We start from the raw sequence: 19827 nt of genomic DNA on the forward strand, positions 1-19827 counted from the left end.
AGTTCAACGATCTCTGCCGAGCTGAACCCTGCGGTGATGGACATGTAGTTGCCTCCTGATCGTGAACTGACTCACAACCAGCCTGACGCAGAGGGCTATCGACCCTTTTTCGCGCTTTTGCGCCCACGACTGGCCGGTCGGCGCGGCGCACGGTAGACAGTTGGCCGGTCGGCGCGGCGCACCCTCGACGACTGGCCGGTCGGCGAGACGCACGGTCGACAATTGGCCGGTCGGCGCAGGCCCGCGAGCGGTAGCGTGGAAGCGTCCGGAACTCTCGATGAGGAGAACACCCTAATGGCCGACCCGACTATCGCCGACCCGACCCTGGCTGACCCGACTACTGCTGGCCCAACCCTGGCTGAGCCGACATCCCTTCCCATCGTGCAGCACTGGATCAACGGCGCGACCGCCGTGAGCTCCAGCGGCCGGGTGGGGCCCGTGTTCAACCCCGCTCTCGGCGAGCAGACCAAGAGCGTGGCGCTGGCAGATGCTGCGGAGGTCGATGCTGCGGTCGCCGCCGCCGTGGCCGCGTTCCCGGCCTGGCGCGACATGTCGATCACGAAGCGGCAGCAGATTCTCTTCTCGTTCCGCGAGCTGCTCAATGCGCGCAAAGGCGAGCTCGCCGACATCCTCACGTCCGAACATGGCAAGGTGCTCACCGACAGCGCCGGCGAGATCACCCGCGGGCTTGAGGTGGTTGAACTCGCCACCGGGTTTCCGCACCTCGTCAAGGGCGAGTACTCGTCGAACGTGTCGACCGGCGTCGACGTCTACTCGACGAAGGCGCCGCTCGGAGTGGTGGGGATCATCAGCCCGTTCAACTTTCCCGCGATGGTGCCGATGTGGTTCTTCCCGATCGCGATTGCCGCGGGCAACACCGTGGTGCTCAAGCCGTCGGAGAAGGATCCGTCTGCCGCGATCTGGCTCGCCGAGCTCTTCGCCGAGGCAGGGCTGCCCGCCGGCGTCTTCAACGTGGTGCACGGTGACAAGGTGGCCGTCGACGGGTTACTCGAACACCCGGACGTGAAGGCGATCTCCTTCGTCGGCTCGACCCCAATCGCGCAGTACATCTACTCAACCGCGGCCGCCAACGGCAAGCGCGTGCAGGCCCTCGGCGGGGCGAAGAACCACATGCTGGTGCTGCCCGACGCCGACCTCGACCTCGCCGCGGACGCCGCCATCAACGCGGGCTTCGGCTCAGCCGGCGAGCGCTGCATGGCGATCAGCGTGGTCGTTGCGGTCGAGCCCGTCGCCGATGCCCTCATTTCGAAAATCACCGAGCGGATGTCACGGCTCACGATCGGGGACGGTCGCCGCAACTGCGACATGGGTCCACTGGTCACCGAAGCACACCGCGACAAGGTCGCCTCCTACATCGAGCTCGCGGCATCCGATGGGGCGACCGTGGTGGTCGACGGCCGTGGCGTTCAGGTGGATGGCGCTGTAGATGGCGCGGCCGGCGGTTTCTGGCTCGGCCCCACCCTCCTCGACAAGGTCTCCGTGACGTCGAAGGTCTACCTCGACGAGATCTTCGGACCCGTGCTTTCGGTCGTGCGGGTTGCAAGCTACGAAGACGGGGTCGCGTTGATCAACAACAGCCGCTACGGCAACGGAACCGCCATCTTCACCAACGATGGCGGCGCCGCGCGCAGGTTCCAGGACGAGATCGAGGTCGGCATGGTCGGCATCAACGTTCCGATCCCGGTGCCGGTGGCGTACTACAGCTTCGGCGGCTTCAAGGACTCGCTGTTCGGCTCGAACAAGGCATACGGCATCGCCGGCTTCGACTTTTACACCCGCGAGAAGGCGGTGACCAGCCGCTGGCTCGACCCGAGCCACGGCGGCATCAACCTGGGGTTCCCGCAGAACTGACGGGTGCGGCGGCGGGCGTTGCGCGCGTGGCGGCTCGCGGCGGCTCGCGGCGGCTCGCGGCGGCTCGCGGCGGCTCGCGGCGGCTCGCGGCGGCTCGCGGCGGCTCGCGGCGGCTCGCGGCGGTAGGTATCTGCTCGCCGCGGTAGCTATCGCCGCCATTTCTCGTCGCCGCTGCAGATACCTACTCGCCGCGGTAGTTGTTTCTACCGCGCCGAGTGTGCTTCTGCCGCAACGAATGCGGCAGCCGCAGGTATCTACCGCTCCCGGCCCCCGAAAACGCGTCGCGGCACCGGACATGTCCGGTGCCGCGAGGCAGTAACGGGGGCCGCGAGGGAGCTGCCCTACGGGTAACCGGTGCCGCGAGCGGTGGGCGAGCCGGCGAGCGGCGAGCGAGGGGCCGCGACGGGGCTGCGGACCGGCGCTTGCGCCTCCCTAGTGCGCCGCGCCGCTCAGCACCGCGAGCACGTCGTCGTAGCGTCCCTCGACCGTGGCGTTCCGCAGGTACTTGACCCGCTCGACGAGGATCTCGCGCGCGTCGGGCTGCGCCTCGAGCAGTGCCATGGTCTCGTCGAGGTACTCCTCGAGTGGCATCGCGCCGGGGTCATCCTGCTGCCCCATCAGCGTGGTCTGCACGGCGGGCGGCACCAGCTCGATGACGCGCACGGTCGTGTCCGCGAGCTGCACGCGCAGGCTCTCACTGAACGAGTGGATCGCCGCCTTCGTGGCGTTGTAGGTGGGGGTGATGGGGAGCGGCACGCTGGCTAGTCCGGACGAGACGGTCATGATCGTGGCATCCGGCTGGCCTGCAAGAAATTCGCTGAAGGCGGCGATGAGCCGGATCGGACCGAGCACGTTGGTCACCACGGTGGCCTCGGCGGTGGCGAGGAAACCGGCGGACGTGACATCCTCCACCTGCATGATTCCGGCCATGGTGATGAGAACGTTGGTGGCGGGCCAGCGCTCCTGCACCTCGCGGGAGACCCGCACGACGGCAGCGGGGTCGGTCGTGTCGAGGGCGATGGACTCGATTCCGGGGTGGTCGCGGGTGATGGACTCGAGCAGCTCGGCGCGGCGGCCGGCGATGATGACGGTGTTGCCCGCGGCGTGGAGGCGCAGGGCCAGGCCGAGTCCGAGGCCGGAGGTTCCGCCGGGGATGAAGATGGTGTTTCCGCTGATGTTCATGGGTTCTCCAGTCGATGTGGTCCGGCCCGGGGGTGTGGGTGAGGTGGGGGTGTTGCTGGGTGGATCTGGGAAGATCTGGGTGAATCTGGTGAAACGGATGTCCCGGCCGCTGCGATCCAGTCTGTGCGAGTCGTCGCGGGCGCGGCAGAGACCGCTTAACCACGGATCGCGGATCCCTGTTTGCGCGCGGGCACGGCTGCGATGATGGAGCGATGGACCGCGCCGAACTTGCTGATTTTCTCCGCAGCCGTCGCGAGGCGCTCACTCCCGCCGAGGTGGGGCTGTCGACGGGGCCGCGGCGCCGCACGAGTGGCCTGCGGCGCGAGGAGGTCAGCGCGCTCACGGGCATGTCGACCGACTACTACGCCCGGCTCGAGCAGCAGCGCGGCCCGCAGCCCTCGGAGCAGATGGTGATCGCTCTCGCCCGCGGACTTCGCCTCACCCTCGACGAGCGCGACCACCTCTACCGTCTCACCGGACACAATCCGCCCCGGCGGACCCGGCGCACCGGTCACGTGAGTCCTGCCCTAATGCGGGTGCTCGACCGACTCGACGACACCCCGGCCCTCGTGCTCACCGACCTCGGGGAAACGCTCGCGCAGAATCGGCTCGCCGTAGCTCTGCTTGGCGACCACAGCAAACACACCGGCATGGCCCGCAGCGGTTATTACCGCTGGTTCACCGACCCGACAGAGCGCGCGGCCTACCCACCAGAGGACCACGAGCACCAGTTGCAAGTGCAGGCTGCGGGGCTTCGCGCGGCAGTCAGCCAGGGCGGCGCAGACCCGCGCGCCCGCGAGATCGTGGCGGAGCTGCTCGCTACCAGCTCCGAGTTTGCGTCCGTCTGGGAGAAGCACGAGGTCGCCCAGCGCTTCGACGATCACAAGACCCTGGTGCATCCCCAGGTCGGCGCCATCGAGCTGGACTGCCAGGCCCTGTTCACGGAGGACCAGTCGCAGGCCCTGCTTGTGCTGACCGCCACCCCGGGCAGCGCATCCGCGGAGAAGCTCCGGTTGCTCGGCGTGATCGGATCGCAGCAGTTCGCGTGAGGGCTCACGGGCGCGGCTGGCTCGGCGCGGTAGTAACCCACGCCCCGCCCGCCCGGCGCGGTAGTTACCTACTCGGCGCGGTAGTTGTTTCTGCCGCGCCGAGTGGGTAACTACCGCGGCGAGCCGCCGCAGCCCCGGCGGAGAGTAGGTTTCTACCGCGCCGAGCCGCCACGCCGCGGCTGGAGCGGCACGGCGGCGATCGCCAACCCCCACAGGCTGACCGCACCGATACACACCATCGCGACCGTCGGACCCCAGCCGGCCCGCGCCAGCACGGTTGTGCCGTCGGCGGTTTCCCACCCGCACTCGCGCCCGAGCGGCCACATGACGAATCGGTCAATCACGGGGCTGGCCTCAAGCGAATAGGCGAGCGGATGGTACGGGCCGTACACCGCGCAGTCGTGGTACCCGGCGATATACGACGCCGCGGCAACGAACAGCAGCCACGCCACCCCGGCGACCGCGAACATAATGATTCCGAGTCGTCTGCGATCTCGGTTCGCTCGCAAGACACGGTCGGTCATCGCTGCGCCGGCATCCTGCGCGGCCCAACCGGACAGGGAGTATAGATGAGCATATCTTCAGTTAAGAGGATGCTCGAGTGCCTGCCATCAGTCTGCAGAGTGACATCCACCTCTCGAAGTTGGCGCCTCATGCCAGTGATGCCCGACCTACGATGGAGTGAAGCGGATGTCGCGGCCAGAAGCGGGAGGCGAACGCGGTGACTCCTCCAACGCAGGGCACGGATGATGGCGACGACACCGGCTCGCCGCACGACACTGGCGCGCCGCACGACACCGGTTCGCCGCTCGCGCCGCACGGCACCCGGCGGCGCGAGGTCGTCACCGCGATCGCGGCGGTGCTGGTCGTCGCGGTTCTGGTTGTCACCGCGCTCTTCGTGCGGCAACCGCCACCTGTACCCGCGCCGAGCGAGCCGCCCGCGGCATCCGACACGCCCTCGCCCTCCCCCACTCCCTCGCCCTCACCCAGCCCGCCCGCCGGCCCGCCGGTGATCGAGGTGTGGGCCACGTCGATGGACCGCGAGTTCACCACCACGTTCGGACGCTGGGTGGGCGACTCGGCCCTCGATGGAGGGGAAGCACCGGAGGCGGGGGACACCGGGGAGGCACCGGACCCTGGGCCTGCACCGGACGCCACCATCACCGTCGACCCGGCCACCGCCCGCCAGAGCTTCAACGCGGTCGGCGCCGCGCTCACCCACTCGTCGGCGGCGCTGCTGGCTGCGATGCCCGCCGAACAGCGGGCGGCGCTGCTCGAGGAACTGTTCGCCCCCGACGGGCCGGTGCGACTGGGCATACTGCGCATTCCGTTCGGCGGGTCCGACTTCGTCGCCGAACCGGCGTACACCTACGACGACGTGCCGGACGGCGAAACGGATTGGGGACTAGAACGTTTCAGCACCCGGGCAGACGACGCCACGCTGCGACCGATCCTGCGCCAGATCCTCGCCGTCGCGCCAGACCTGCACATCATCGCCTCCCCGTGGAGCCCGCCAGCGTGGCTCAAGGATTCCGGCGAGCTTGCGGGCGGGCGGTTGATCGAAGCCGACCGGGGCGCGAATGCCTACGCGCGGTACCTGGTGCGGGCTCTTCAGGAATACGCCGCGGAGGAGATTCCCATCGCCGCCGTTACCGTGCAGAACGAACCGCAGGCGCGAAACCCCGACGGCTACCCGGGTTTGGACATGCCCGTGGAAGACCAGGCGTGGGTGATCTCCTCCCTCGGACCCGCCCTCCGCGACGCCGGCCTCAGCACGCAGATCTTCGCGTACGACCACAATTGGGCGTTGCATCCCGCCGACGCCGCCTCCACCCCCGAGGGCGAGGATCCCGCCTACGAGTATCCGTCAGACGTGCTCCGCAGTTTCGCCGCCCCCTGGGTCGATGGGGTCGCCTATCACTGCTATTCGGGGGAAGCCGAGCGGATGTCGCGGTTGCACGAGAGCTTCCCGGATGCAGAGCTGTGGGTCACCGAGTGTTCAGGATCACATGGGGCGGATGATTCGTCCGCCACGATCTTCGCAAACACTCTCGCGTGGCAGGCGCAAAACCTGGTAATCGGGTCACTGAATAACTGGGCGAGCACGGTGCTGACATGGAACCTCGCGCTCAACGCCGACGGAGGACCCCACATCGGCGGCTGCGACACCTGCACCGGTGTCGTCACCGTTGAGTCCGACGGGAGCGTGACGCGCAACGCCGAGTACTACGCGCTCGCGAGCGTCGGGCGGTACGCACCGCGCGGCGCGACGGTCGTGGAGAGTTCGGTGGTGGCGGGAAGCACGGTGGGGAGCTCGCCTGAGGGCGACTCCGCAGTGGGCGACTCCGCAGTGAGCGACTCACTCCCCCACGTCGCCCTGGCCAACCCCGACGGCTCGACCGTCGTGACAATCTTCAACGGGGCCGGCGAGGAGCGAACCGTCGACGTTGCGATTCCGAAGGCCACCGCTGGTCCCGGGGACGAGTCGACCCAGCATCCCGACGTCGACGCGACCACCTCGGTCGCCCGCGCGACGATACCCGCCCGCGCTCTGGCGACGGTCGTGATTCCAGCCCACCCGCAGCCCTGAGCCCGCAGCCCCAGCCTGCGGCTGTGAATCCCCCGTTATCCCTGCGCCGTGAACTCCTCGAGGGTCGCCGCCAGCAGGGAGAAGGACCACTGGTATGCCGCTTCCGGATCGCGGCGACCGAGTGCCGCCGCGAGTTCGTTGTGGCGGTGCGCCGACGACGGGGTGTACTCGGTGATGGTGCCGCGCGTCTCGCGAAGCCGGGTGCGCAACAGCGCCTCAACGGTTCCCGAGAAGTGTCCCATGACCGCGTTGCCTGAGCTTCGCAGGATCAGTGCGTGAAACGCGACATCCGCCTGCAAAAATCCTCGTTCGTCCCCGCGGTCATTCGCGTCCGCCATCTCCGCCGCCGCTGCCGAAATCGCGGTCAACTCCTCGGCCGTTGCCCGCTCGGCGCACAGCCGGGCCGCGACGGGTTCGATCCCGAGCCGCAGCTCGATCAGCTCGCGCTGCTGCACAAAGTACTCGGAACCGTGCCCGCGCCAGGAGATCAGCTGGGGGTCCATCAGGTTCCACGACTGGCGCGGGAGCACCTGGGTGCCAACCCTCTGCCGAGGCTCCACCATGCCGAGCGATTGCAGAACGCGGAGCGCCTCGCGCAGTACGGAGCGCGAGACGGAGAAACGGGCGATCAGGTCGTCCTGGTTGAGCACGGAACCCACGGGGTAGCGCCCGTCGACGATGTCTTCGCCGACGGCGGTCAGCACCTGCGCATGCAGACCGCGCTCGGTGTGCACTCCGTATCCCGTGCTGTTTACCATTCCCGCTCCTTCGTCTGTGCAAGAGTGTGCAGCAACTTGACGCTCCTCAATCGGCGTGCGACACTCACTACGTCTGATTAATCAGATTAATAGGTTTAGTGCCTCCCTCTACTATGCCCGACGCGGCGTGGTCGGCGGGTAGCCCCAAACCCGACAATGAGGTCGCGCGGATGCGCCCTCCGAGAGGACGAAGATGTACCCCTTCACCGTACCGATGGCCACGGACGCCATCGAACCGGCCAGCAGCGAACCGCAGCTGATAATCGCGGCGCTCGTCGGCATCGCCGTCATCATCACTCTGATCACCTGGCTCAAGGTGCACCCGTTCTTCGCACTCACGCTCGGGGCTGTCGGCGTCGGCATTGGCGCGGGGCTCGCTCCGGGCCTTGCCATCACAAGCTTCACCACCGGATTCGGCTCCACCATGGGCGGCGTCGGTGTGCTGATCGGCCTCGGCGCGATGTTCGGCAAGTTGCTCGCTGACTCGGGTGGTGCCGACCGCATCGTCGACACCCTCATCAAGCGCGCAAGCACCAAGTCACTGCCGTGGCTGATGGGACTGATCGGCGCCCTCGTCGGCCTCCCGATGTTCTTCGAGGTGGGCCTCGTGCTCCTCGTCCCGATCGTCATCCTGGTCGCCCGCCGCAGCGGAATCTCCCTGATCAAGGTCGCCATCCCGGCCCTCGCCGGCCTTTCGGTGATGCACGGACTGGTCCCTCCGCACCCCGGCCCGCTCGTGGCCGTGACCACCCTGGGCGCCGACCTCGGACTGACCCTCGGACTCGGCATCATCGTCGCTATCCCGACCGTCATCCTCGCCGGCCCCGTCTTCGGCCAGATCGCCGCGCGCTGGGTCAACGTTCCGGTGCCCGCCCTGTTCGAGGCATCCGACGACAAGCCCATCGGCCGCAGCCGCCCGACCTTCCTTGTAGCCGTCGGAGGAATTCTGCTCCCCGTCGTGCTGATGCTCGCCCGCAGCATCGTAGACTCCGTCGCCCCGAACGACACCGGCAGCCTCAAGGCCAGCCTCGACTTCCTCGGCACCCCGATGGTCGCACTCTCGCTCGCCCTCATTTACGCGATGATCTTCTTTGGTCGCAGCCTCGGCCGCGCCGGCGTGCAGAAGACGATGTCCGCGTCGCTTCCTGAAATCGCGGGCATCCTGCTCATCGTGGGCGCCGGTGGTGGTTTCAAGCAGGTGCTCATCGACACCGGAATCGGAACCGTGATCGCGAACGCCATCACGGACACCGGCTTCTCCGTCGTGCTCCTCGCGTGGGTTGTTGCGGCGCTCATCCGCGTCGCCACCGGATCTGCAACGGTCGCGACCGTGACCGCCGCCGGCATCCTCGCTCCCGTCGCCGCCACGCTCGCCGGACCCGAACTGTCACTGCTGGTGCTCGCCATCGGAGCCGGTTCGCTCTTCCTCTCCCACGTCAACGACGCGGGCTTCTGGCTGGTGAAGGAATACCTCGGCACAACCGTCGGCCAGAACCTGAAGACCTGGACCCTCATGGAGTGCATCATCTCGCTCGTCGGCCTCGGCGGCGTGCTCATTCTGGATATTTTCATCTGATGGATGTCGGGCAGAACGCACAAAACGAAGACGGCACCACCCCGCTTCCCATCGATCTCGACGGCCGCCAACCCGTCCTGGTGGTCATGGGCGTCTCCGGATCGGGCAAGTCGACGGTGGCGGCGCTCCTCGCCGGTCAGCTCGGCTGGGACTTCGCCGAGGGCGACGACCTCCACCCCGACGCCAACGTCGAGAAGATGGCCTCGGGCACCCCGCTCACCGACGACGACCGCTGGCCCTGGCTCGACACGGTGTCGTCGTGGGTCATCGAGCACGCCATGGCCGATGTGCCCGGCATCATCACGTGCTCGGCGCTGAAGCGAAAGTATCGCGATGTGCTGCGCGAGAGAAATGTGATTTTCGTGCACATGGTCGGCTCGAAGCAACTCCTCGGAACGCGGATGTCTGCCCGGCTCGACCACTTCATGCCGACGACGCTGCTCGACTCCCAGCTGGACACACTGGAGCCGCTCGACTCTGACGAGCAGGGCATTCTGATCGATGCATCCCGCCCGCCCGCCGAAGGGGCAGCGATGGTCGTGAGGCAGCTCCACCTGAAACCGGCGGCCGGATCCTCCGCCCTCGGCGCGCCGAACCCGGGGCAGTCGACGGCGCCGAAGCGGGGTTAGCAATCACGCCGAAGCACTGCCAGCACCACAGAAGCTCCGGGCCGTCTGGCTCGGAGCTTCTGTGTTTGTTCGCGAGGAACTTGCCGATCGCGCGGCGAGAGGGCGGCTAGCTCGCCGACAGAGAGGTTTGGTCGGGCGCCGTTGCGTCGCCGACCCGCCCGCTGCTCACCTCGATCTTGCGAGGCTTTGCGCGCTCGCTGACCGGTATGATCACCGAGAGCACGCCGTTGTCGTAGTGCGCGGAGATCTGCGAGGAGTCAATTCCCTCGCCGACGCTGAACTGGCGGAGGTACGAACCGTACGGACGCTCCTTCGACAGCCACTTCACGTTCTCGCTCATCTGCGCGGAGCGGTGCGCGCGGATCGTGAGCAGCTGCCCATCGACATCGATATCGACCGAACCCGGGTCGATGCCGGGCAGGTCGGCGCTGAGGATGTATCGGTCGCCGTCACGGTACAGGTCGACCGGCATGAACTTCGGTCCCTGCTGGGCGGAGAGCAGCGATCCCGCGAGTCGGTCCAGTTCGGTGAAAGGATCAAAAGACACAGCCATAATGAAAAGTCCCCTTCCGGATAGTGCGTATTCTCTTGTTTCTGCTTGCTTGTTGCTGATTTCTTGCTGTCGGTGCTTGCTCCCGCTGGGGCCGGAGCCTCAACGTCGACAGCAGAAATATAACTCCGCTCCGCTCGCGTATCCTCAAAAATCGCTCCAGAAAACCTTCAAAAATGCTTGAAGCCTGAGGCGGATGCCGCGGCGCCAGAACCGGGCACTCCAGACGTCCCGGAGGGAGAAACTGTCTCGCGGAGGGAGCCGTTACGCAGCACTGCGGGCGCCCAACTGCCATGGTGTTGCTCACTTGGGAGCTGGCAGGGTAGCGGTGGCGGCGGTCATCGCGGACCGCAGCCATCTGGATGCCGGGTCGACGTCGGCGCGCTGGTGCCATCGCTGCTCGACCGTTGCAATGGGGAGACCGACGGGCACTTGGTGTGCCCGGATGGGGACTCCACGCTCTTGGAGGTGTGATGCCAGCCGAGAGGGGATGAGGCAGAGCACATCATCTTCCAGTGCCATGAGGGCTCCAACAGCATAGGTCGGGACGACAGCAATTACCCTCCGCGAGTGCCCGATTCGCTCGAGTGCGTCATCAAGAGGCCCTCGGTCGAGCCCGCGGCGCGACGCCGATACGTGAGGGACGGAGCAGAGATCCTCAATAGTCAATGATCTTTTCGCTCCCAACTCGGATGATGCCGAGACGACGGCAACGAAGATATCCGTGAACAAGACCGAGGTGAGGACGTCGGGCGGCGCGGGGTCGGCCACCCCGACGTCGAGATCCAGAGTGCCGTTGCGGAGTAGATCGGCTTCTTTAGAGGCTTGCGCGACGAACCGCAGTTGAACGTGTGGTGCCTCCTTGGCTACTAGCCGCGTCAGACGCGGTGCGAGGACGGGGGACAGCGCGTCGTTGATACGGATAGCGAACGTCCGCCGCCAGGTGGACGGATCGCCGACTGACTCCAGACGCAGTCGATCGGCGTCGTCGAGCAGGGCCTTCACTCGGGTTGCCGCCCGTTGCGCGAACGGTGTCGGCACCATTCCGCGACCAGCTCTCACGAGGATCGGGTCGTTCATCGCGTGACGGAGACGTCCCAGTGCGCGGCTGGCGGCGGGTATGGACAAGTGGAGCCGGTCCGCGGCTCCGGAAACGCTGCTGGTGTCCATGAGCGCGTCGAAGACCCTGAGGAGGTTGAGATCCAACTGTTCTGCCGCCATCCGACAATTGTGTCAAACGCAAGGCACCATTGCGAATGTTGCGCTTCCCGGCAAGAGGTCGAATGTTCAATATTGAACGAGAGCCGATCGGCTCACTTTACTTTGAAGCCCGGCGTGACGCCGGGCTCTGAATCCCTTGGAGGTCTCATGGCCAGGATCGTACGTCCGATAAATTTCGGTGGACCCGAAGTGCTCGCTATTCAGGAGGTCGACGTCCCGACTCCCGGAACGAAGGAAGTCGTAGTGCAGGTTCGCGCTGCGGGCGTGAACCCGCTCGACTGGAAGCTCTACAGCGGCGCCTTCCACGAGGTCGACGACGATGAGAAAGATGCCGCCGGTCTCGCCGAAGCGCCACCCAGCCTTGGCATGGACTGCGCCGGAATCGTGGTCGCTGTCGGTTCCGACGTCGAAGGCGTCACCGTCGGCGATGAGGTAATCGTCTACCCTGTGACGGCCGCTTACGCCGACTACGTCACCGTCGCTTCGTCTTCTCTCATCCCGAAGCCCGCGGGGCTCAGCTGGGAGGAAGCCGGCGGGCTGATGCTCGCCGGGTTGACCGCCGCGCACACGATCGAGGCCGCCGGAGTGAAGGCAGGCGACACAGTGCTGATTCACGGCGGTGCCGGAGGCGTTGGCCTCATGGCCGTGCAGCTCGCGAAGAATCTGGGCGCGACTGTCATCGCGACCGCTGCCGAACGAAACCACGCCCTGATCCGTGAGCTTGGCGCAATTCCCGTGGTCTACGGCGATGGACTCGCCGATCGCGTCCGTGCCGTAGCACCGGAAGGCGTGACCGCCGCGATTGACACGGTCGGCTCTGACGAAGCCCTCGACGTGTCGCTCGAACTGGTGGCCAATCCGGCACGCATCGCCTCCATCACCGGCTCCGACCGTCGTTTCGGTACCGGGATCAAACTACTCGGCTATGGACCCGGCCAGGACGCCGGCACCGAGTACCGGGAATCTGTCCGATCACACCTCGCCGAACTCGCAGGCGCCGGAGACATCCGCGTAATTGTCGCTAAATCCTTACCGCTCACCGATGCCGCCCAGGCTCACGAGTTCGGTCAGACCGGTGGAGGCACCGGCAAGATCATCCTCCTGCCTTAGCGGGGCTTCCCGACCGCGACGCCCTTGGCCCGGAAGCCTCGCCCGCCCCAACGAACGTGGCGGACGAGGCTTCCGCCTACGACATGCCATCACATATTTGCTCTAGTCGTTCTGTCGATGCCCAACGAACCACAGCCACAATCGCTCCGTGAGGATGCCCGCATGACCCCCACCGCCGCACGATCCTCGGCACTCCCGCTGACCGCGAACATCCACTAGAGCGATTACAGAACACCGCCACTTACCGATGAAGTCCACAGAGTTCACATGTCTCGAAATGCTTTAGCTTTTCGAGACGGCTCGCTGATCGACCGTCTTGCGACCGGCCAGACGCTAGTCCGATGCAAGGTCCTTCCCAAGACAAGGTCCGCGCAACATGGTCGGGTAGTGGCGCTCATCGCTTGAGGTGCGTGGTCGTCTGCCGAACGCCCGGGGCATAACCTACACAGAGTGCTTAAAAAACCAATTCTGTCGAACGGAGGGCGCCGGATTGCCAATCAGCGAAGTCGAGTTCGTCGACACGCCTCTGCTGCGCGTCGGGTATGAGGTGCTCGGCGAGCCTACCGGTCAGACCGTCGTGCTCCTGCATGGGTTTCCTTACGATGTACGGTCCTACGACGATGTTGCCCCTCGCCTGGCGAAGGCGGGTGTTCGGGTTGTCGCGCCGTATGTACGTGGCTATGGCCCAACACGATTCCTCTCTGACCAGACGCTTCGCTCCGGACAACAAGCAGCGCTCGGTCAGGACCTGATCGATCTTTTGGACGCGCTCGATGTTGAACATGCGATCGTTGCGGGCTATGACTGGGGTGGACGCGCCGCGTGCGTCGCCGCGGCGCTCTTTCCCGAGCGGATCGACGGGTTGGTCACGGTCTCCGGGTATCCGATCCAAGACATCGCTGGGTCCGTCGAACCGGACTCTCCTCTCGATGAGAAGATGGCGTGGTATCAGTACTACTTCCACGCCGAGCGGGGTCGGCGCGGTCTTGAGCGGAACCGCGAGGATCTGTGCCGTGTGCTGTGGCGTGACTGGTCTCCCGACTGGGTCGAGGCGGAGACCGCTTTCGCGGCGTCGGCACCCAGCCTGCACAACCCGGATTTTGTCCAGGTTGTTGTCCATTCCTACCGGCATCGCTTCGGGCTGGCCGAAGGAGATCAGCGCTACGACGACCTCGAGCGTCGTCTCGCCCAGCGTCCTGTCATCTCCGTGCCCACGGTCTCAGTTGACAGCGGAGCAGACGGGTTCGGCTGGTTCGACTCATCTGAGCATGCGTCCCACTTCTCTGGATCATTCCAGCGTGTCGTGCTGCCCGGGGTCGGACACAACCCCCCGCAGGAAGCCCCTTTGGCATTCAGCGACGCGATACTCGAGCTCGTGCACTAACCTCGCGAAGCTACTCGCCTTGGCAGCGTGGCAGCAACGAGAACACGAACGGGCCCCTTCGGCAGTATTTCCCTAAAGGAACCGACCTCTCGGTCCACAGCCAGGACCACCTCGACTTCGTCGCTGCAGAGCTCAATGGCCGCCCCAGAAAGAGCCTCGGCTGGGCCACCCCAGCCGAAGCTTTCCAGCGTCTAGTCTTGGCCAAGATCAACCCGGTGTTGCGTCGACGCCCTGAACCGAAGGCGCGGTAGGCAACGAAAGTTGACCTTTCGGGAGGTGCTGGGGTCAGCGTGGTGCTGGTTTCGGCGAGCCGAGGACTAGGCTCCGCAGACGTCGTCGAGCTCGCCGGTCGCTTCCTGGAGGTCGGTCGTGTAGTCGGTGATCGCCTGGGGGTCGACGCTCGCGGGGTCGGTCGCGGCGGCGTCCATGGTCTCGCCGAAGGTCGCAAACACGGCACCGATCTTGTCGGCGGCCGGCTTCACCTCTTCGTTACTGACCTTCGCGGAGTTCGCCTCGAACAGCGCAACGACCTCTTTGTAGGCGGCAGCGGCTGCCGCGGGGTCGGTCTGCAGCGCGGTGTTCTCGCTCAGTGCCGTCTGCATCTCGGTGACGCCCTCGATGAGGACACTGCAGGCCTCTTCGACGGACTGTTCTTCTGCGGGCTCCGCTTCGGCCGAGGGCGAGGAGCTCGCTCCACCGTTGCCCGCGTTGGTGTCGGTGTCGTCGGACGAGGAGCATCCGGTGAGGATCAAGCCGGCGACGCCGAGGATGGCGAAGAGGGACAGTCCGTTGGTACGCGTGATGGCCACGAAGATCTCCTTGAGTTCTGTTCAGATCTTGCACCCTATCAGCGGGCTATGAACGGACGAAGGACTCTCGGTTACAGCGCGGTGGGGACGGCCCGTCTCGTTGAGTACCTTGGCATGATTTCGACGGATTGTTAAAATCTTTGCCCGATTATGTTTCGTCGAGAGGCGCTTTTATTAACTCCTTGTAAAAGCGGGGGTCCTGCTGGTCGGTTTGCTTGAAGTATTTCCAAAATTTGTCGAGAGTTTTGATAAGCAACCACTCCGGGTCAGGTTTCGACCTCCCCCGCTGACCGACGATTTCCTCCGTTCCACGAAAGGGCATTTCATGCGACACAGATCCCGACTTCGGATTGCCGCACTCATCGGCTCCACTCTGACGGTCGCGGCACTCGTAGGGTGCTCGTCAGAAGCTGCGGCACCCACGGCGACATCAACGGCTAACCCAGAGATCGCCGCGCTGGTTCCGACAGAGATGGCCGAGTCCGGTCTCATCCGCGTCGCAACGGACGGCGCATACCCGCCCTTCGTATCGATTTCCGAGGACGACGGCGAAACACTCGTGGGCCTCGACGCGGATCTCGCACGCGAGATGGCATCCCTTATGGGCCTCGAAGTGGAGTTCGTCATCACCTCATTCGATGGGCTCATCCCGTCGCTGCAAGCGGGTACCAACGACATGGCCATGAATTCCATCGGCGACACGAAGGAACGCGAACAGGCCGTGGACTTCGTGACCTACTACCACAACGGAACCGTGGCGCTCGTAGAGAGTGGAAACCCACTGGATGTGACTGCGGAGGCCTTGTGCGGTGCCCGCGTCGCGGTCAACCGGGGATCCCTCCAGCAGTCGACGATGTTACCGCCGCAATCGGCGGCATGTGAGGCCGACGGCAAGGAAGCGCCGACGGAGGCTGTATTCGCAGGTACCCCGGAAGCGCTGCTGGCGCTCACCGCCGGGCAGGTCGACGCCGTCTTGGCGGATGTCCCAACCCTGGTCCTCGCGCAGGCGTCGAATGACGCGTTCGAGATCGCCGGCCCCGCATTCAAGAACCCGAATCCGGGTGGCGTTGCCCTGCCGAAGGACAGTGAGTTCGCCGCTGCGGTGCACGCCGCGATGACGGAACTGATGGAGAACGGAACGTATGAGGAGATCATTGCCAAGTACGAGCTCGAGGACATCGCGATAGACGAGTCAGTCATCAATGGAGCGATCAGCTAGTGAGCCGCACAGAGGAGCGCATCGAAACCGGCACGGGGTCTCGCCCGACAATGACCGTTGTGCCGGTGCGGCACTGGGGCCAGTGGATCACTGCCGCAGCGCTCGTTGTCGTGCTGGCAGGATTCGCCTCCACGCTCGTGACCAACGAGAACTATCGCTGGGACGTCGTCGGGCAGTACCTGTTCTCGTCACGAATCCTGACCGGTCTCTGGCACACCATCGAGCTGACGGCGATCTCGATGATTGCCGGGATCATCCTCGGGGTGTTGGTCGCCATCATGCGCGAGTCGACTAATCCTGTCTTTTCGAAGATCGCCTGGCTGTACATCTGGTTCTTCCGGGGCACCCCTCTGTTCGTGCAGCTGCTTTTCTGGGGCTACATCGCGGCGCTCTACCCCAACATCTCGCTCGGCATTCCGTTCACGGACGCGGAGTTCTGGTCGGTGGAGATGCGCGACCTGATGACGCCCTGGTTGGCCGCGATCCTCGGGCTCAGCCTGAACGAAGGCGCCTACATGGCAGAGATCGTGCGGGGCGGTTTGTCGTCGATCGACCAAGGCCAACGTGAGGCGGGGCAGGCCATTGGGATGAGCAGGGCACGCATCCTTCGCCGCATCATCCTGCCCCAGGCCATGCGCGTGATCCTGCCGCCGACAGGCAATAACGTCATCTCGATGCTCAAAACGACGTCGGTGGTCAGCGTGGTCGCGTTCCCCGAATTGTTGTACTCCGCGCAGTTGATTTACGCCGTGAACTACCTGACTATTCCGCTGCTCATCGTGGCGTCGATCTGGTACTTGCTGGTGACGACGACCCTGACAATCGGTCAGCATTCCCTCGAAAAACACTTCGGTCAAGGACATACGACGAGCGCGCGCAGTTCTGGCGGAGTTCTTCGTAACGTCATGCGCTTGCAGCGCCGTGGCACGCCGCCAGAAGCCGACATCGCAACCGAGAAAGCACACGGATGATGAACAACACACTCCCCATGGTTCGCCTGGAGTCCGTCCACAAATCGTTTGGATCCCTCGAGGTGCTGAAGGGCATCGACCTGGTCATGGAACGCGAGAAGGTCACGTGTCTGATCGGACCATCCGGCTCGGGCAAATCCACGCTACTGCGCTGTATCAACCACATCGAGCGCATCAACAGCGGCCGCATCTTTGTGGACAACGACCTGGTCGGATACACCGAGCGGGGCGGAAAGTTCTACGAGATGAAGGAGCGGGACACCATCCGGCAGCGCCAACAAATCGGCATGGTGTTTCAGGGCTTCAACCTGTTTCCTCACATGACAGTCGAACAGAACATCATGGAGGGACCGGTTGGCATCCTCAAGGTGCCGCTGGCCGAGGCCCGCGCTGATGCGCACCGCCTCCTCACCCGGGTGGGACTGGCCGAGAAAGCGACCGCGTACCCCAACCAGTTATCTGGAGGCCAGAAACAACGCGTGGCGATTGCGCGCGCGCTCGCGATGAAGCCGAAGGTGATGCTTTTCGACGAGCCCACCTCCGCGCTTGACCCGGAACTCGTCGGCGAAGTGCTCGAAGTGATGCGCGACCTCGCCGCCAGCGGAATGACGATGATCGTTGTCACCCATGAGATCGCGTTCGCTCGTGACGTGGGCGACCACGTCGTGTTTATGGACGACGGTCGGATTGTGGAGCAGGGTGCGCCTTCTGAAGTGCTCAGCCGACCATCGCACGCCCGAACACAGGCTTTCCTGAGGGGTGTGCTCCTCGAGAGTGCGCCGACCGCCGCCGTGACAGAAATGAGCTGACGCATGAAGATCGCAATTATTGGTGCGGGCGTTGTGGGCATGTCCGTAGCCGCCGAACTCGGGCAGCGAGGACACTCCGTCGTCGTGCTGGAAGCGAATGGGCTCGGTTCCGGAACATCCAGCACCTCCTTCGCTTGGATCAATTCGAACGGCAAGTCGCCCCGGCCCTATTTCGACCTCAACTATCTCGCCCTGCAGAAGATGACCGAGCGCGGCACTGGCTCCGACTGGTTTATACCTTCCGGTCACGTCGAATGGGCGAACACCACCGGCCACAAAGCTGACCTCCGGGCGCGCGTCGCGCGTCTGCAGGGGTATGGCTACCCCGCAGAGTGGGTCACTCCCGATGAAGCTCGCCGCGTGGGCCCTGGTCTGAAACTTGCCGACGACGCTGACACGATCGCGTGGTTTCCCACCGAGGGGTACGTGTATCCCTCTCTGATGCTCGTCGAATTGAACCGGCGTGCGCTGGCGTCGAACGTCACCACGCACTACTCGTCGAATGTCGTCGGCATCGACAGCTCTGCTTCTGGGGCCACAGTCAGCACGGCAGCCGGAGGCCAATACGATGTGGACCTCGTCGTCAGCTGTGTCGGGCGGTGGACCGGGGAGCTCTCCGCGCTCGTTGGGCACCGAGTGCCGATGGTTTCGACAACCGAGGTTGGCGGAGCCGGGGTGGGCTACCTCGCCACCACGGCGCCGATAGCAGTCGACTACCGCCCTCTCCTGAGCGCCTCCGAGCTGAATGTTCGCCCCGCGGGCGGGGGACGCTTTTTACTGCAGTCCACTGTGCTCGACGCAGACGCAGATTCCACCGCGGTGGTAGGTCTCGGTCACCCCGTAGCCCGAGAACTACGCGACCGCTTTGCGGCGATGTTCACCAACGGAGAGGGAGCCGCGATCGAGTCGTTCGTGGTGGGGCAACGCGCGATGCCGGCGGACGGCTGGCCCGTTGTCGGACAGGTTGACCCCTCCGTGCCGTTCTACGCGGTCGCAACGCATAGCGGTGTCACCCTCTCCCTGGCTCTCGGAACCTGGGTGGCAGACGAGATCGAAGGCGCCAGAGTCGCTCTGCTCGACACCTTCCGCCCGGCACGTCTGTTCGACCCGGCCGCTACCTTTGTTGCCCCGGTGCCTCGACTGCCCGGCGAACAATAAATCAACCACCCGCGCTCTTTTGTGTGCACTAAGGAAACTCAATGACAAAAATCACAATGCTGGGTGTCGGGCGCATGGGTCACGAACTCGCCGTCCATCTCCTCGGCGCCGGGCACCAGCTCACCGTCTGGAACCGCACGGGTGCGGCAACCGACAGGATCGTGGCAGAAGGAGCGACTGCGGCGACGAGTGCGCAGGACGCAGTCGCTGGCGCCGACATCGTGATGACGGTGTTGTTCGGCCCTGATACCGTCCGCGACGTGCTGATGGGCGAGACTCCGGTGCAGTTCTCACCCGCAACGATCTGGCTCGACGTCACGACCGTTGCACCGACGGATGCCCAGGAGTTCGAGGCCTGGGCGGGTGCCCGCGCAATTCGGTATGTGCACAGCCCGGTTGTCGGCACCCTGGCACCCGCGCGCGCCGGCACGCTCGGGGTGCTCGTCGGAGGCAACCCCGACGACATCAACGAGGTGTTGCCCCTCGTGCGATTGTGGTCGGATCCGGAACGAATCAGGATCGTCGACACCGCCGCCGCCGCCGCAACGGGAAAACTTATCGCCAACCTCGCGCTGGGTATCAGCCTGCAGGGCCTGGTGGAGGCGCTCCGCCTCGGAGCGGCCAACAATCTCACCGCTGCTGAGGTCTTGGCCATGCTCGACAAAACAGCCCTGAGCTTCGTCGCCGGGATGAAAGGGGACATGATCCGTGGTGGCAGCTTCGAAGACACGCAGTTTTCCGCAGACCTCCTCGCCAAGGATGCCCGACTGATGATCGCCTCGGCGGGTGCGCCGCTGCCCGCGGTGACTGCGCTGCTCGGGTCACTGATAACGGTGCAACGTGCCGGAGACGGAGACAGCGATATCGCGGTGATCACCCGGGCGGAAGTCGCGTAGACGCATTCTCTATACGCTGAAGCCAACGGTTGTAACGAATGACG

Annotated in this window: 18 protein-coding genes and 1 pseudogene; 13 read left to right on the forward strand and 6 right to left on the reverse strand. The window is 65.2% G+C overall.

Translation table 11 applies throughout. The features are described 5' to 3' along the window. The first annotated feature begins 294 nt into the window (after positions 1 to 294). The gene (locus tag B0I08_RS14995) at positions 295 to 1872 is read left to right on the forward strand and encodes a CoA-acylating methylmalonate-semialdehyde dehydrogenase (protein ID WP_106214297.1); all 1578 of its coding nucleotides are present in this window, start codon (positions 295 to 297) and stop codon (positions 1870 to 1872) included. Between the two features lie 432 nt (positions 1873 to 2304). On the opposite strand, the gene B0I08_RS15000 is transcribed toward B0I08_RS14995, so the two are convergent. Next, positions 2305 to 3054 carry an SDR family oxidoreductase gene (locus tag B0I08_RS15000; protein ID WP_106214299.1) on the reverse strand — a complete coding sequence of 250 codons (750 nt, stop codon included), beginning with the start codon at positions 3052 to 3054 and terminating at the stop codon, positions 2305 to 2307. A 212-nt stretch (positions 3055 to 3266) separates the two neighbouring features. Between B0I08_RS15000 and B0I08_RS15005 the strand changes: the two genes are divergently transcribed. After that, positions 3267 to 4103 carry a helix-turn-helix transcriptional regulator gene (locus B0I08_RS15005; protein ID WP_106214301.1) on the forward strand — a complete coding sequence of 279 codons (837 nt, stop codon included), beginning with the start codon at positions 3267 to 3269 and terminating at the stop codon, positions 4101 to 4103. Positions 4104 to 4255: 152 nt separating this feature from the next. Here the strand turns inward: B0I08_RS15005 and B0I08_RS15010 are convergent, their stop codons facing one another. Then, positions 4256 to 4573: a hypothetical protein gene (locus B0I08_RS15010; protein ID WP_146134443.1), complete on the reverse strand. Its 318-nt coding sequence runs from the start codon at positions 4571 to 4573 to the stop codon at positions 4256 to 4258. Between the two features lie 251 nt (positions 4574 to 4824). Here B0I08_RS15010 and B0I08_RS15015 point away from each other — a divergent pair, with 251 nt between their 5' ends. Next, positions 4825 to 6693 carry a glycoside hydrolase family 30 protein gene (locus B0I08_RS15015; protein WP_106214305.1) on the forward strand — a complete coding sequence of 623 codons (1869 nt, stop codon included), beginning with the start codon at positions 4825 to 4827 and terminating at the stop codon, positions 6691 to 6693. A 35-nt stretch (positions 6694 to 6728) separates the two neighbouring features. Here the strand turns inward: B0I08_RS15015 and B0I08_RS15020 are convergent, their stop codons facing one another. Beyond that, positions 6729 to 7451, reverse strand: a complete 723-nt coding sequence (locus tag B0I08_RS15020) for a FadR/GntR family transcriptional regulator (RefSeq protein ID WP_106214307.1) — start codon at positions 7449 to 7451, stop codon at positions 6729 to 6731. A gap of 193 nt (positions 7452 to 7644) precedes the next feature. On the opposite strand from B0I08_RS15020, the gene B0I08_RS15025 reads away from it, so the two are divergent. Together B0I08_RS15025 and B0I08_RS15030 are read left to right on the forward strand one after the other, a co-directional pair. Next, entirely contained in the window at positions 7645 to 9027 is a 1383-nt protein-coding gene (locus B0I08_RS15025) for a GntP family permease (protein WP_219905682.1), read from the forward strand. Next, positions 9027 to 9656: a gluconokinase gene (locus tag B0I08_RS15030; protein WP_106214309.1), complete on the forward strand. Its 630-nt coding sequence runs from the start codon at positions 9027 to 9029 to the stop codon at positions 9654 to 9656. The genes B0I08_RS15025 and B0I08_RS15030 overlap by 1 nt, the downstream gene beginning before the upstream one ends. Before the next feature lie 106 nt (positions 9657 to 9762). Here B0I08_RS15030 and B0I08_RS15035 read toward each other — a convergent pair whose 3' ends face one another. Both B0I08_RS15035 and B0I08_RS15040 read right to left on the reverse strand, forming a co-directional pair. Continuing rightward, the gene (locus B0I08_RS15035) at positions 9763 to 10209 is read right to left on the reverse strand and encodes an Hsp20/alpha crystallin family protein (protein ID WP_106214311.1); all 447 of its coding nucleotides are present in this window, start codon (positions 10207 to 10209) and stop codon (positions 9763 to 9765) included. A 300-nt stretch (positions 10210 to 10509) separates the two neighbouring features. Then, positions 10510 to 11427, reverse strand: coding sequence for a LysR substrate-binding domain-containing protein (locus tag B0I08_RS15040; protein ID WP_106214313.1), 918 nt, complete (start codon positions 11425 to 11427; stop codon positions 10510 to 10512). A 147-nt stretch (positions 11428 to 11574) separates the two neighbouring features. Here B0I08_RS15040 and B0I08_RS15045 point away from each other — a divergent pair, with 147 nt between their 5' ends. From B0I08_RS15045 to B0I08_RS15055, 3 genes and pseudogenes are all read left to right on the forward strand, one after another. Then, entirely contained in the window at positions 11575 to 12537 is a 963-nt protein-coding gene (locus B0I08_RS15045) for an NADP-dependent oxidoreductase (RefSeq protein WP_106214315.1), read from the forward strand. A gap of 490 nt (positions 12538 to 13027) precedes the next feature. Continuing rightward, complete coding sequence (locus B0I08_RS15050) at positions 13028 to 13921, forward strand: alpha/beta fold hydrolase (RefSeq protein ID WP_106214317.1); 894 nt, start codon at positions 13028 to 13030, stop codon at positions 13919 to 13921. Between the two features lie 11 nt (positions 13922 to 13932). Beyond that, positions 13933 to 14156, forward strand: a pseudogene (locus tag B0I08_RS15055) (transposase); the annotation flags it as partial. A gap of 82 nt (positions 14157 to 14238) precedes the next feature. Here the strand turns inward: B0I08_RS15055 and B0I08_RS15060 are convergent. Beyond that, entirely contained in the window at positions 14239 to 14730 is a 492-nt protein-coding gene (locus B0I08_RS15060) for a hypothetical protein (protein WP_106214319.1), read from the reverse strand. Between the two features lie 325 nt (positions 14731 to 15055). Between B0I08_RS15060 and B0I08_RS15070 the strand changes: the two genes are divergently transcribed. Genes B0I08_RS15070 through B0I08_RS15090 form a run of 5 tightly spaced genes read left to right on the forward strand, consistent with a single transcriptional unit; the run spans position 15056 to position 19783 of the window. Then, positions 15056 to 15949 (forward strand): ABC transporter substrate-binding protein, encoded by an 894-nt coding sequence (locus B0I08_RS15070; protein WP_106214323.1) that lies wholly within the window; start codon positions 15056 to 15058, stop codon positions 15947 to 15949. Beyond that, complete coding sequence (locus tag B0I08_RS15075) at positions 15949 to 16920, forward strand: amino acid ABC transporter permease (protein ID WP_219905683.1); 972 nt, start codon at positions 15949 to 15951, stop codon at positions 16918 to 16920. The genes B0I08_RS15070 and B0I08_RS15075 overlap by 1 nt, the downstream gene beginning before the upstream one ends. Next, complete coding sequence (locus B0I08_RS15080) at positions 16917 to 17729, forward strand: amino acid ABC transporter ATP-binding protein (protein WP_281260225.1); 813 nt, start codon at positions 16917 to 16919, stop codon at positions 17727 to 17729. Before B0I08_RS15075 ends, B0I08_RS15080 begins: the two co-directional genes overlap by 4 nt. Before the next feature lie 3 nt (positions 17730 to 17732). Beyond that, a complete protein-coding gene (locus B0I08_RS15085) occupies positions 17733 to 18887 on the forward strand; it encodes an NAD(P)/FAD-dependent oxidoreductase (RefSeq protein WP_106214325.1) in 1155 nt (384 codons plus the stop codon). A 41-nt stretch (positions 18888 to 18928) separates the two neighbouring features. Continuing rightward, positions 18929 to 19783: an NAD(P)-dependent oxidoreductase gene (locus B0I08_RS15090; protein WP_106214327.1), complete on the forward strand. Its 855-nt coding sequence runs from the start codon at positions 18929 to 18931 to the stop codon at positions 19781 to 19783. Positions 19784 to 19827 lie beyond the last annotated feature (44 nt).

The organism is Glaciihabitans tibetensis, assembly GCF_003003265.1.
Lineage (GTDB): Bacteria > Actinomycetota > Actinomycetes > Actinomycetales > Microbacteriaceae > Glaciihabitans > Glaciihabitans tibetensis.

Bases quoted from the DNA above. Each gene is read 5' to 3' on its own strand.
- B0I08_RS15000 (WP_106214299.1), bottom strand. From the start codon at position 3,054: ATGAACATCAGCGGAAACACCATCTTCATCCCCGGCGGAACCTCCGGC.
- B0I08_RS15045 (WP_106214315.1), top strand. From the start codon at position 11,575: ATGGCCAGGATCGTACGTCCGATAAATTTCGGTGGACCCGAAGTGCTC.
- B0I08_RS15025 (WP_219905682.1), top strand. From the start codon at position 7,645: ATGTACCCCTTCACCGTACCGATGGCCACGGACGCCATCGAACCGGCC.
- B0I08_RS15010 (WP_146134443.1), bottom strand. From the start codon at position 4,573: ATGTTCGCGGTCGCCGGGGTGGCGTGGCTGCTGTTCGTTGCCGCGGCG.
- B0I08_RS15040 (WP_106214313.1), bottom strand. From the start codon at position 11,427: ATGGCGGCAGAACAGTTGGATCTCAACCTCCTCAGGGTCTTCGACGCG.
- B0I08_RS15070 (WP_106214323.1), top strand. From the start codon at position 15,056: ATGCGACACAGATCCCGACTTCGGATTGCCGCACTCATCGGCTCCACT.
- B0I08_RS15080 (WP_281260225.1), top strand. From the start codon at position 16,917: ATGATGAACAACACACTCCCCATGGTTCGCCTGGAGTCCGTCCACAAA.
- B0I08_RS15035 (WP_106214311.1), bottom strand. From the start codon at position 10,209: ATGGCTGTGTCTTTTGATCCTTTCACCGAACTGGACCGACTCGCGGGA.
- B0I08_RS15030 (WP_106214309.1), top strand. From the start codon at position 9,027: ATGGATGTCGGGCAGAACGCACAAAACGAAGACGGCACCACCCCGCTT.
- B0I08_RS15005 (WP_106214301.1), top strand. From the start codon at position 3,267: ATGGACCGCGCCGAACTTGCTGATTTTCTCCGCAGCCGTCGCGAGGCG.
- B0I08_RS15085 (WP_106214325.1), top strand. From the start codon at position 17,733: ATGAAGATCGCAATTATTGGTGCGGGCGTTGTGGGCATGTCCGTAGCC.
- B0I08_RS15090 (WP_106214327.1), top strand. From the start codon at position 18,929: ATGACAAAAATCACAATGCTGGGTGTCGGGCGCATGGGTCACGAACTC.
- B0I08_RS14995 (WP_106214297.1), top strand. From the start codon at position 295: ATGGCCGACCCGACTATCGCCGACCCGACCCTGGCTGACCCGACTACT.
- B0I08_RS15020 (WP_106214307.1), bottom strand. From the start codon at position 7,451: ATGGTAAACAGCACGGGATACGGAGTGCACACCGAGCGCGGTCTGCAT.